13 protein-coding genes, 1 tRNA gene and 1 pseudogene are annotated in these 11,794 nt (G+C 68.5%); 8 read left to right on the top strand and 7 right to left on the bottom strand.

Annotated elements, in window-relative coordinates; all coding sequences use genetic code 11:
• Positions 1-15: 15 nt before the first annotated feature.
• The gene (locus VHK87_RS11165) at positions 16-879 is read right to left on the bottom strand and encodes a hypothetical protein (protein ID WP_329634970.1); all 864 of its coding nucleotides are present in this window, start codon (positions 877-879) and stop codon (positions 16-18) included.
• A 74-nt stretch (positions 880-953) separates the two neighbouring features.
• Between VHK87_RS11165 and VHK87_RS11160 the strand changes: the two genes are divergently transcribed.
• The 6 genes from VHK87_RS11160 to VHK87_RS11135 all read left to right on the top strand — a co-directional run bounded on the left by VHK87_RS11160 (position 954) and on the right by VHK87_RS11135 (position 7,820).
• Entirely contained in the window at positions 954-2,126 is a 1,173-nt protein-coding gene (locus VHK87_RS11160; RefSeq protein WP_329634969.1) for an acyl-CoA dehydrogenase family protein, read from the top strand.
• A gap of 123 nt (positions 2,127-2,249) precedes the next feature.
• Complete coding sequence (locus VHK87_RS11155; protein ID WP_329634968.1) at positions 2,250-3,734, top strand: MFS transporter; 1,485 nt, start codon at positions 2,250-2,252, stop codon at positions 3,732-3,734.
• An 81-nt stretch (positions 3,735-3,815) separates the two neighbouring features.
• Positions 3,816-4,769, top strand: coding sequence for a phytanoyl-CoA dioxygenase family protein (locus VHK87_RS11150; protein ID WP_329634967.1), 954 nt, complete (start codon positions 3,816-3,818; stop codon positions 4,767-4,769).
• 22 nt (positions 4,770-4,791) lie between these two features.
• Positions 4,792-5,757, top strand: a complete 966-nt coding sequence (locus VHK87_RS11145; RefSeq protein WP_329634966.1) for an aldo/keto reductase — start codon at positions 4,792-4,794, stop codon at positions 5,755-5,757.
• Between the two features lie 25 nt (positions 5,758-5,782).
• Positions 5,783-6,589 carry an alpha/beta hydrolase gene (locus VHK87_RS11140; protein ID WP_329634965.1) on the top strand — a complete coding sequence of 269 codons (807 nt, stop codon included), beginning with the start codon at positions 5,783-5,785 and terminating at the stop codon, positions 6,587-6,589.
• A gap of 220 nt (positions 6,590-6,809) precedes the next feature.
• Entirely contained in the window at positions 6,810-7,820 is a 1,011-nt protein-coding gene (locus VHK87_RS11135; protein WP_329634964.1) for a nitronate monooxygenase family protein, read from the top strand.
• Positions 7,821-7,906: 86 nt separating this feature from the next.
• On the opposite strand, the gene VHK87_RS11130 is transcribed toward VHK87_RS11135, so the two are convergent.
• The 4 genes and pseudogenes from VHK87_RS11130 to VHK87_RS11120 all read right to left on the bottom strand — a co-directional run bounded on the left by VHK87_RS11130 (position 7,907) and on the right by VHK87_RS11120 (position 9,236).
• On the bottom strand, positions 7,907-8,620 hold the full coding sequence (locus VHK87_RS11130; protein WP_414694142.1) for a tyrosine-type recombinase/integrase: 714 nt from the start codon (positions 8,618-8,620) through the stop codon (positions 7,907-7,909).
• A pseudogene (locus tag VHK87_RS19490) lies at positions 8,601-8,657 on the bottom strand (hypothetical protein); the annotation flags it as partial. The pseudogene VHK87_RS19490 and the gene VHK87_RS11130, both read right to left, overlap by 20 nt.
• Positions 8,654-9,106, bottom strand: a complete 453-nt coding sequence (locus VHK87_RS11125; RefSeq protein WP_329634971.1) for an Arm DNA-binding domain-containing protein — start codon at positions 9,104-9,106, stop codon at positions 8,654-8,656. The pseudogene VHK87_RS19490 and the gene VHK87_RS11125, both read right to left, overlap by 4 nt.
• A 54-nt stretch (positions 9,107-9,160) precedes the next feature.
• Positions 9,161-9,236, bottom strand: a tRNA-Ile gene (locus VHK87_RS11120).
• 149 nt (positions 9,237-9,385) lie between these two features.
• Here VHK87_RS11120 and VHK87_RS11115 point away from each other — a divergent pair.
• Positions 9,386-10,132, top strand: coding sequence for an SIMPL domain-containing protein (locus VHK87_RS11115; protein WP_329634962.1), 747 nt, complete (start codon positions 9,386-9,388; stop codon positions 10,130-10,132).
• 124 nt (positions 10,133-10,256) lie between these two features.
• A complete protein-coding gene (locus VHK87_RS11110; RefSeq protein ID WP_329634961.1) occupies positions 10,257-11,039 on the top strand; it encodes a siderophore-interacting protein in 783 nt (260 codons plus the stop codon).
• Here the strand turns inward: VHK87_RS11110 and VHK87_RS11105 are convergent.
• Entirely contained in the window at positions 11,036-11,521 is a 486-nt protein-coding gene (locus tag VHK87_RS11105; RefSeq protein ID WP_329634960.1) for a hypothetical protein, read from the bottom strand. The two genes, VHK87_RS11110 and VHK87_RS11105, sit on opposite strands and share 4 nt — an antisense overlap.
• Positions 11,518-11,794 (bottom strand): aspartate 1-decarboxylase (gene panD, locus VHK87_RS11100; protein ID WP_329634959.1); only part of this gene is annotated, 277 nt, incomplete at its 5' end. The genes panD and VHK87_RS11105, both read right to left, overlap by 4 nt.

Below are 11,794 nucleotides of genomic sequence, written 5' to 3'. Positions count from 1 at the left end.
TGGGCGACGCGGGCCTCAGCCCCATAGCGGCGAGGAGGCCTTCAGAAGACGGCTCATCATCAGCAGGCGCGCGATCGGCCGCCCGCCGTCGGCCTCCCGCAGCACGCTCTCGTACCAGGCGATCTCAGTCTTCGGAGACTCCGACAGACCGACGACCCGGCCGTCAGCGAGGTAGTCGCGGTCGAGGAAGACCGGCCCGGCCAGGAACTGCAGCTCGATGGCTCCGAACAATCCAACGAACTCTCCCTGGGAGCGGAACAGGGGCGCTTCCACGGCGCGCAGCGCGTCGATCGCCACTGCCGGCGCCGCCACCTTATCGGCCCGGTACTCCGGCAGCGGCTCGGTGACGCCGTCCAGCCGTACGAGCGCAGGCCCGCTGTCAAGCCGGCTCGGTACGTCACGCACCTCGTCTCCGACCTGCGCGCTCGCGAGAATCCGCAATTCGGCTGCCGGGCGCGCCGCGGCGAGCTTCAGCCTCAAGGCCGAATTCGGGTCGTCGCCGCCCAACCATGCGGTGCCCTCGCAGACCCGCACTCCCTCCGGCGTCTCCATCCAGGCCTCCGCGCGCGGAACAGCCCCGGACTCGGGCCGGCCCACGAAGGCCTGCACGGGCTCGCCGTCGGTGGTGGCGTGGAGGAAGTGCAGCGACAGCCCGCCGGTCCGCCACCACGCGCTCCCGAACCTGGCCACCATCAGCGGCGGGAACTGCTCCATGTGGATATTGCCCGCCACCGTCCCGCCGCGAAAGCCGAGCGCCTGGGCGGTCCCGTCGTCGTGGATCGAACCTTCCGCCGCACGGGAGACGTTCACGGGCCGGCGCACCGGCCCGGACAAGATCCCGTCCCGCTCCTCGGCGACGAATGTATCGGCGGCGTCCATCGACGGCTTCCTCCTTGACCCAGACGCGCAAGCGCCTATTGACGTTTTGTACAATAGAACAACGGCGCCTGTCCATGGATCTCACCCTCTCCTCTGAAGAGCTCGCCTTCCGCGACGGGGTCCGCGCCCTCATCCGGCGGACCTTCCCCAGCGGTGAGGCGTACCGGGCCGCGGAGCACGAAGGCCGCTGGCATGCCGCGCTGCTCGACCGCGGCTGGGCCGCCAACAAGTGGCCTGTGGCGTTCGGCGGGCCCGGCTGGACCGCGACCCAGCACTTCATCTGGGAGCGCGAGACCACCGCGGCGGGCCTGCCGGCCCAGGTCGGCGGCATGGGCATGGGGATGCTGGCGCCTATCCTGTTCGCCTACGGCTCGCCCGAGCAGCAGAAGCGTTTCCTGCCCGACATCCTCCACAACCGGGTGCGCTGGTGTCAGGGCTATTCGGAGCCCGGGGCCGGATCGGACCTGGCCTCGCTGCGCACCCGCGCTGTGCTCGAGGACGACCACTACGTGGTGACCGGCGAGAAGATCTGGACGAGCAACGCCCACGAGGCGGACTGGATGTTCTGCCTTACCCGCACCGCCGACGAGCCGAAGCGCCAGGCGGGCATCACCTTCCTCCTGCTGGATATGCGTACGCCCGGTGTGGAGGTGCACCCGCTCGTCTCCATCGACGGGCGCCACATGTTCAACCGAGTGACGTTTGATGCGGTGCGGACCCCGGTCGAGAACCGCATCGGCCGCGAAGGCGAGGGCTGGACGGTCGCCAAGGGCCTGCTGACGCACGAGCGCACGGGCCAGGCCTTCGTCTCCCTCTCCCAGAGCCTTCTGCGCCGGATTCGTGAGGCGGCCGACGCGCTTCCGGGAACGAGAGGCGGCAGCCTGCTGCAGGACCCTGGCTTCGCAAGCCGGCTGAACTGGGCCGAGATAGAACTCGAAGCGCTGGCGATCACGGAGCTCCGCACGCTGTCGGAGGTGGCTGCCGGAGGGGCGCCGGGGAACCAGTCCTCGCTCCTGAAGCTCAAGGGCACGGACATCGTCCAACGCATGACAGAGTTCTTTGTGGAATGCGCCGGCCCCTACACCGCGCCGTGGTTCCCCGAAGTAGCCGGCCTCGCCGGATCGGTCGGACCAGACTGGGCTCAGCCAGAGATGGTCCGCTACCTGGAAGGGCGCGCGGCCAGCATCGCAGGCGGGACCGATGAGGTGCAGCGCAACATCATCGCAAAGCACGTGCTGCGGCTCTGACCCGACCGGTGGCGCCCGCGATGTCACTTGCCGCCCAAACTATTACACGTATCGTCAATAGCGAGCGCGATGCGCGCACGGGTCGAGCCCACGGCGTTGACCGACATCAGAGGGAGCGGCGCCGTGCACGGATCTGAGACCGAGATTCTGCCTCAAAGTCCCGCCGGCGCGGCGTTGGCGCGCCGGGGCGGCCCCACCGTAGGCCACAAGATCTTCTACAGCCTTGGCCAGGCGGCTCAGTCGGGCGGCTTCGACACGGCCGTCGGCTTCGTGTTCTTCTACTACTCCGTAGTGCTCGGCCTGCCCGGCTCCCTGGTGGGGATTGCGCTCTCCGTGGGCCTGGCTTTCGACGCGCTCGTCGATCCGATGATCGGATCGTGGTCGGACAACATCAAGTCGAGGTTGGGCCGCCGGCTGCCCCTGATGCTGGCCGCCATCCCGCTGACCGCCGCCAGCGTGGGCCTGCTTTTCTCCCCGCCTGCCGGCCTCAGCCAAACCGTACTGTTCGCGTGGCTCGCGGTCCTTTCGGTCGCCAGCCGAAGCGCGATCTCGCTGTTCCACGTGCCCTATATGGCGCTCGGGGCGGAGCTCGCCTCGGACTACGCCGAACGAACCAGCGTGGTGGTCTACCGCTCGGTGGCCGGGATCCTCGCGGGGCTCGCGATCACTGCGCTCGGCTTCTCCGTCTTCTTCGCCGACGGCGGGCTGCAGCGGTCCGAGGGCTATCCCGGGTTTGGATGGACCGCTGCGGCGGTCCTCTTCACGTGCATGTCGGCGTGCTGCCTGGGCCTGCGCCGGTACGCGCCGTCCTTGCCGCAACCCGAGCAGATCCCCCAGCGGATGGCCCGGCGCCTTCCCGCCGAGGTGGCGGAGATATTCGCCAACCGCTCGTTCCGCCTGCTCTTCGTATCCGCCGTGATCACCTACGTAGCCCAGGGTGTGAACGCCACTCTGAACAGCCACGCCTTCGTCTTCGTGTGGCGGATAGAGAGCGAAAGCATCCAGTTCATCACCTACGCCTTCGTGGTGGGACTTCTGATCGGCGTGGGGCTCGCCCCCAGGGCCCAGGGCCGCTTGGAGAAGAAGAGCGTGGTGCTGATCGGCCTTTCGCTGCTGATCGCCAACTGGCTGGTGATGCAGGGGTCCTGGCTGCTGGGGATCTACACGCCAGCCGGCCCGGCCGCCCTGGGGCCGATGCAGTTCAACTCGTTCGTTGCCGGGATTGGGCTGGGCTTCGTGAGCGTCGCCTATCCCTCGATGATGGCTGACGCGGCCGACGAACACGAGCACCTGTTCGACCGCCGCCGGGAGGGGCTCTACTTCGCCGGGCTCGGCTTCGCCAACAAGGCGGCGGTGGGGGTCGGCGTCCTGATCGCCGGCGTCGCCCTCGATCTCATTCGCTTCCCGGAGGACATCGGACAGAGGGTGGGCGCCGTGCTGCCGCACGAGGTGAAGGTGGGTCTGGTGCTGATCTGGGGTCCGGCGCCGGCCATAGTCGCGGTCATCTCGATGCTGATATTCTCCTCCTACGCGATCACCCGCTCGCGTCACGCGGATATCGCCGAGGCCCTTCGCCTGAGGCGTGCGGCGCATGGGCGGAACACCTGACCCGCCTCGCTGCGGAGAAGCATTGCCGCCCTTGCTATTGACGGTTATTACAATAACGTAAGATCGCAGACCGAGGGTGAGATGATGGACAGGGCTGAAGCCGTGGCGACCGAGACGCACGATCCCGACCTCGAGCGGCTGCGGGCCTATCTGGAGGCGAACAACGGCATCCGCGGGCTCGAGATCCTGGAGCGGCGGGATGCCCGCCACGCCGTTGAGATCTTCAACCGGGACGGTTTCGTCGTCGTCGCCGACGTGCTGGACAGCGGCCAGGTCGAGTTCCTGGCCAACGGGTGTGCTGAAGTGGCCGGCCAGATCCTCGCCCTCGACGAGGGGCGCAGGGGCAACCGCGGCTCGCACCGCTACTCCTTCGGGGGCTCGAGCCTGACCCGCAGCCAGCTGCACCGGCCGGAATGGCAGATGCTGCTGGATATCCCGGTGGTCACCGAAGTGGTCAGCGGCATCTTCGGGTCGCCGAACTACGTGCTGCGCGCAGCCAGCGGCGATTTCTGCCTACCCGGCGCGGTGGAATACCAGCCTCTGCACTCGGATGTCCGAGATTGGCGCGACGACGCCACGACGCCGTTCAGCGCCTTCCACGACCCGCGCGGGCAGCTGACCATCCGCGACCTCCCCTGCCCCTATGTCTGCGTCAACTTCTTGCCCCAGGACGTCACCCGCCTGAACGGCCCGACCAGGCAGATCCCGGGCACCCAGCACGCCCGAACGCCGATCCCCACCCTCGCGGAAGAGCCGGAATGGATGCGCCTCAGCACCGTCTGTCCCGCCCCGGCCGGGGCGATCATGGTCCGCGACGTCCGCGCTTGGCACGGGGGGACGCCCAATGTCTCCGACGCCATCCGCTCCATCCCGAACCTTGAGTTCTACGCCCCGTGGTTCCGCGAGCCGATCGTTCCGGGCATCAGCTACGACGACTACCGCAAGCTGTCCGAGCACGCTCAGCGCTTGGTTCGTCACTGCGTGGCCGATTCCAGCCAGCCGCTCGTCACCGGCGCGACGCTGCGGGCCCCATGAGCTCGGAACCGGAGAGACCGTTGTGAAGTACCGGCAGCTCGGCCGTTCGGCGCTGAAGGTGAGCGAGCTCTGCCTCGGGACGATGAACTTCGGACCCCAGACCTCCGAACCGGACAGCTTCGCGATCCTCGACGCGGCCGTAGACGCCGGGATCAACTTCATAGACACCGCGAACCAGTACGGCGGCCGGCTGGGCGTCGGGGCGACGGAGACGCTCCTGGGGCGGTGGCTGGCGAAGGATCCGGCGCGGCGGGACCGCCTGGTGCTCGCCACCAAGGTCCACGAGCCTATGTCGGATGACGTCAACGACCGCGGGCTCTCGGCGCGGCACATCCAGGCCGCCTGCGAGGCGAGCCTGCGGCGCCTGGGCGTGGACCACATCGACCTCTACCAGATGCACCACATCGACCGGACCGCCCCGATCGAGGAGATCTGGCAGGCCATGGACCGGCTGATCGCGCAGGGAAAGATCACCTACGTCGGGTCCAGCAACTTCCCGGGATGGGCGATCGCCCGCGCCAACGAGAAGGCCGGCGCCGCGCAGCGCCTGGGCCTAGTCTCGGAACAGAGCCTCTACAACCTGATCGAACGCCGCGCGGAATTGGAGGTGATCCCCGCCTGCCAAGCCTATGGCGTCGGCGTCATCACCTGGAGCCCGCTGGCCGGCGGCCTGCTTGCGGGCCCCGCGAGCGAAGGCGCCGGGCGACGTGCGTCGGAGGACGCGCTGACGTCCGCCGCCGCGCGCGAGGCGCAGCTTGCCCGCTTCCACGCGCTCTGCGACCAGCTGGGGCAATCCCCCAGCGCGGTGGCGCTCGCCTGGCTGCTTCATCAGCCGGGCATCACCGCGACGATCATCGGTCCCCGCAGTCTGCATCAGCTCAGCTCGGTGCTGCACGTCCCCGCCCTCGCACTACTCAAAGAGACCCTGGCGCGCATCGAGGACATCTTCCCGGGCTGCGGGCCGGCGCCGGAGGCCTACGCTTGGTAGCCTTCGCGGCGCGGCGTCGCCGGACGTGACCGCCTGGCGGGCCGGGACGGTCCCGGTGACCGGCGGGTTCCTGGCCTATCACCGCACCGGGGGCGACCTGCCCCCTCTGGTGCTGTCGCACGGGCTCACCGACAACGGGTTGTGCTGGGCGCGCATGGCCTGCGCGCTGGAGGCCGAATTCGACGTGGTGATGCTCGACGCGCGCGGACACGGAGACAGCGCCCGGCCCTCCTCCACGGAGCCGCACGATCCTGTCCGCGACATCACCGAGGCCGTCGAGGCTCTCGGTCTGGTGTCGCCTGTGATGATGGGCCACTCGGTCGGCGCGCGGGCCACCGCCGCCTACGCCAACGCCTGCTCCGCGCGCATCGCCAAGGTGATCCTCGAAGACCCGCCTTTTCTGCCGCTGGCCGATGCCGCAACTTCAGCCGCGCGCGGGCAGAAGTTTCGCGAGGAGGTGGGCCGCCTGCAGGCGATGTCTGAGGCGGAGATCGTGGCGCTGGGCAGATCGAGGCATCCCAACTGGAGCCCCGCAGATTTGCCTGCCTGGGCGGCGGCGAAGCTCCAGGTCGACCCGGAGGCGATGCCCACCTACACCACGGTGTGGCAGGCGGAGATCGACCGGATTTCTGTGCCGACGCTCCTGATCCACGGAGACCCGGAGTTCGGAAGCTTGATCAGCCCGGCGATCGCCGCCGAGGCGATGTCCCTGAACCCCCGCATCGTCGCAGCGCGAGTCGCAGGCGCAGGGCACAACGTGAGGCGCGAGAACTTCGCCCAGTACCTGGCGGCTGTTCAGGAGTTCCTTCGGTCGCCGCAGCATCATGGGTAGCGCCGGCAGCGTTTGCTCTCTTCAGCGCCGGTCGACGCCCTTCACGCCCCTTCCGCATCGCCCCCGCGACCCGAGCGCGACGAGCGCAGCCATGCAGGCTTTCGCCATTCGCCAGAAGTGAACATCGGCTTAGACCCGGGAGCCGAACAAGAGAATAGAAATTGCCGGACGCAACGGCGCCCCTGTACGCCTGTGAGCCAGCGTGAGGCAGGGAAACGCAATGAGAACGAAGATCACCGAACTGTTCGGCATCGAGCACCCGATCATCCAGGGCGGCATGCACATGGTCGGCTATGCCGAAATGGCGGCGGCGGTTTCCAACGCCGGCGGACTCGGCATCATCACCGGGCTCACCCAGGGTACGCCGGAGAACCTCGCCAAGGAGATCGCCCGCTGTCGGGAGATGACCAACAAGCCGTTCGGCGTGAACCTGACCTTCCTGCCGGCTGTGACGCCCCCAGACTATCCCGGCTTCGTCGAGGCGATCATCAGGGGCGGGGTCAAGTTCGTCGAAACCGCCGGCAACAATCCGCAGAAGTGGCTGCCGGCGTTGAAGGAGAACGGGATTAAGGTGATCCACAAGTGCACCTCGGTGCGGCACTCCCTGAAGGCGGAGGCGATCGGCTGCGACGCCGTCAGCGTGGATGGCTTCGAGTGCGGCGGCCACCCCGGCGAGGACGACGTCGGCAACTGGGTGCTGCTGCCCCGCGCGGCTGAGGAGCTGAAGATCCCCTTCGTGGCGTCCGGCGGCTGCGCGACAGGCAGCCAGCTGGTGGCAGCGCTGGCGATGGGCGCCGAAGGCATGAACATGGGCACCCGCTTCATCGCCACGAAGGAGGCGCCCGTCCATGAGAACGTGAAGCAGGCGATCCTCGCCGCGAACGAACTCGACACCCGGCTGATCATGCGCCCGCTGCGAAACACCGAGCGCGTGCTGACCAACGCCGGGGTGGAGCGCCTCCTCGAGAAGGAACGCAATCTCGGCGAGAAGATCACCTTCGCCGACATCGCCCCTGAGGTCGCCGGCGTCTACCCGGCGATCATGAAGGAGGGGAAGATGGATGCCGGCGGCTGGAGCTGCGGGATGGTCGTGGGGCTAATCCACGACGTCCCCACGGTGGCGGAACTGATCGACCGCATTATGAGCGAGGCGAACGCGATAATCCGTGGACGCCTGGACCGATTTGCCAACGCCGACGGGGCGCCTGCTCGGACGACTGCAGGGGTCTAGCCGGCAGTCGTCACGTCAGCATCGCGCCACAAGCGGACATCGGCATCCCGCCGGAATGCAGACATCGACGCGCGATCTGGCAGGACTCAAACGGTGAAGATGTTGGCTGCGCCTTCCCGGCAATGGGACACCGACGGCGGGACCTTTAGACGAGACCGTTGGAAGGCCAGTGAGGGGCCAAGGCCCTTCAGGTGGTGCGGAGGCAGTCCGGAGAGGCGGGGGATCATGGCGGAGAGGACTTGGCGACATAGTCCACTCGATCGTGAGCTAGTCGACCCGATTTTTCCGTGACCGTTTCGTTTCCGGCGAAGCTCACGTAACACCTCAACGACCTGCGGCGCGAGCGGCACCAAGTGAGGGCGGCGCATCTTCATCCGCTCGGCCGGTATGCGCCACAGAGGCTCGCGGCCCTCGAGATTCTCGAACTCGGACCAGCGAGCGAAGCGGATCTCGGCGGTGCGGACGAAGGTGTAGAGGACGAGCATGAGAGCCAGCTTGGTCGTCACCTCGCCATCGTACGCTTCAAGGCCGCGCAGGAATTCGGGGAGATCATCGCGTCGGATGGCGGCGCGATGCTTCGGCGGCGGAGCAGGCTTGAGGGCCCCGCGGAGATCGGCGGTCGGATCCCGCGCGCAGCGGGAGGTCGCAACGCCGTAGCGAAGGATGGCGCTCGCCATCTGCATGATGCGGCGGGCCAACTGGATGGCGTCCCGCCGCTCGCCGGCGGATGACGTCGAGCACCTCGATCGGCTCGATCGAGGCGATCGGACGATCCCCAAGGTACGGCAGCAGGTCCTCATCTAGCCGGGCGCGGAACCTATCGGCATAGGACTTCACCCACCTTCCCTTCTGGGTCTCAAACCACTCCTCGGCGACGGCTCGAAGGTGTGGCCGGCGGCGATCCGCGCCTTGCGCTTCTCGGCGTTTCGCGCCTCGGCCGGGTCGACGCCGTTCTCCAGCAGCTCGCGCGCAGCGTCTCTTGTGCGGCGGGCCGCGCCCAGCAGCACGTCGGGATAGGCGCCGAGCGCCAGCACCTTCTGCCTGCCTTGGAAGCGATAGGCCAGCCGCCAAAGCTTCGACCCGCCGGGCGTCACGAGCACGTGCAGACCGGCCGAGTCGCTGATTTTGCACGGCTTCTCCGCCGGCCTTAGGGCTCGCAGCTGACGTCGGAGAGAGGCACTTGTTGGTAAACTAAGCTCTGTTGGTACGACCCTCGAATTCGTACCAACAGAATGCGTGATGTCGACGGCGTGCGGCGGCGCTTGCTGGACGGAAAGCGGCTTCACTAGGGCGATCACACCTGCAACCGTGGACCTCAGCGGACACCCCTGGAGCTGCGCTGGTGGGCCCGGCAGGACTCGAACCTGCAACCAGACCGTTATGAGCGGCCGGCTCTAACCATTGAGCTACAGGCCCGTAGCTGCGGTGCGGGTGCGGTAGCACGAAGGGCGGCGGGCTTGGAAGGCGGCTGAACGGGAGCTGCCCTGTGGCCGACAGGCTCTGTTCAGGTCAAGCTTGGCAAGGTGCGGCGCATGTTCGCCCGCCCCTCGAAGGACCCGACCCCCATGAAAACTCTCGCCCGCGCCGGCGTTCTCGGCCTGGCCATGCTGACGACATCCGCCTTGGCCGCGCCCGCAGCCTTCGCCCAGGCTCCGCCCCCGGCGGCGGAATCGATGTTTCGGGCCACCACCTTGAACCTCTCGGCCCACGGCGAGACCAAGATCGCCCCGGACATGGCCACCATCTCGCTGGGCGTGATGACCGAGGCGCCGACGGCCCAGGCCGCGATGCAGGCCAACGCCAACCAGATGAGCCGGGTGATCACGGCGCTCAAGCGCGCCGGCCTCGACGACCGCGACATCCAAACCTCACAGCTGAACCTGTCGCCCCAGTACCGCTACGAGCAGAACCGGCCGCCGCAGCTGACGGGCTACCAGGCCTCGAACCAGGTCACCGTCACGGTGCGCGAGCTGAACCGGCTGGGCCAGGTGGTCGATGCGACGGTGAACTCCGGCGCCAATCAGGTGCACGGCGTCAGCTTCGGCCTGAACGATCCCACCGAGGCCGAGAACGCCGCCCGCCGCGCGGCCGTGAAGGCGCTGGAGCAGAAGGCGGCGCTCTACGCCGACGCCACCGGCCACCGGATCGTGCGGCTGGTGTCGCTCAGCGAGGGCGGCGGCTACGCCATGCCCCCGCCGATGCCGATGCTGCAGATGGCTCGGGCCGAGTCGATGGACGCTTCCACCAAGATCGCGCCGGGCGAGCTGAAGGTGCGGATCGACGTCAGCGGTCTCTACGAGGTCGCCCGCTAGACAGGTGCGCCGCGGCCCCGGGGGCCGCGGCCCATGCGGGCATTTAGTTGCAAATTATTCGCAAGAGCACTTGCGGCTTGCGATATATCTGAATACATCGGGCAAGTAGATGACGGAGCCCCCGATGCCCGACGCGAGCCTAGCGCAGGCGGACCTGCCGCCCCCCTTCCCGCATATGGATCCCGAGCTGTTCCGGCGCCGGTTCGGCCGGGCCTGGAGCTTCGAGGTGGTGGAGGCCTTCGATGTCGGCGCGCGCCTGCGCCGGGTGGTCTACACGGCCCCGGATCTCGATCAGTTCGACCACAAGCCGGGGCAGGAGGTCATCCTGATGATCCCCGCCAGGGACGGCCACGATCGGCGCCACTACACCATCCGCAGCCTGGACAAGGCCGCCCGGCGGATCGCCATCGACTACGTGCTGCATGGCGATGCGCCCGGCGCGCGCCACTGCCGCTCGGCCAAGGCGGGCGAGCGGCTGACGGTGCTGGGGCCGCGCGGGCGGCACGTGCTGAAGGACTGCGCCGACTGGCGGCTGTTCGTCGGCGACGAGACCGCCCAGCCGGCGATCTTCGCCATGCTGGAGGCCCTGCCGGCCGGGGCCCGGGCTGACGTCTTCCTGGAGGTTGTGACCGACGCCGACCGCCAGCCGCTGGAGAGCCAGGGCGAGGTCAATCTCGTCTGGCTTCCGCGCGATGCGCCGGCCGGCCAGAGCCAGGTTTTGCTTCGCGCGGTCGAGGGCTACGAGCTCTCCGCCGGCGAGGGCCACGTCTACACCCTGGGCGAGACGTCGATCATCCGCAGGGTTCGCCAGCACCTGATCGGCCGCGGCGTGCCGAAAGCCAACGTGCATGCGGAGGGCTATTGGCGTCCGGGCCGCATCGGCGGCCACGAGCACGTGGACGACTAGCCCGGAGGCGAGGCCGCGGGCGCGTCCGGCGCGCCGACCCCGGCTTTCCGGAAGGCCGCCTGCAGCTTGTCGTCGATGACAATCCCCGGCGGCGTATTCGGCCCTTCCATGACCGCCGCATAGGCGTAGGGCGCGCCCTGGATCGGGCCCCAGGCCCAGGCCACCCGGCGGCCGGGGCTCGCCGAGGCGCAGCTGGCGGTCTCGGCCTTGTCGGCCCGCGCCGCGGCGTCGAGCAGGTCGCCGGCCGTTCGCACCGCCCCGGCGGCGCAGTCCGGCAGCTTGCGCCCGCACACCGCGTGGGTCCCGAAGCGGTAGACCTGGCCGCCGCCCGCCTCGGCGATCAGCACGCAGGTGCCGGGATCGCCGACCGCCTGGCTGACCGCGGTGTCGAGCATGGCCTTGTCGACGCCTTCCGGCGCCTTCGGCCCGCAGCCCGCCAGCGCGAGGAGAATGAGAAGGAGTAGGGAAAGCCGCGCGGTCACGCGGCCTTCTTCACCTCGTTGCCGTCGTCGAGCAAGACAACAGTCGGTGCGTAGTTGCGCGCCTCTTCGGAGGGCATCTGGCAGTAGGTGACCACGATCACCTTGTCGCCCTTCTGCACCAGCCGGGCGGCCGCGCCGTTGACGCCGATCACCTTGGAGCCGCGCGGCGCCTCGATGGCGTAGGTGGTGAACCTGGCGCCGGTGGTGATGTTGAGCACATCCACCTGCTCGTGCGGGAAGATCCCGGCCTGGTCGAGCAGGTCCTTGTCGATG

The organism is Phenylobacterium sp., from assembly GCF_036263695.1.
Classification (GTDB): domain Bacteria; phylum Pseudomonadota; class Alphaproteobacteria; order Caulobacterales; family Caulobacteraceae; genus Phenylobacterium.
This window is presented reverse-complemented; position numbering and strand designations above follow the sequence as displayed.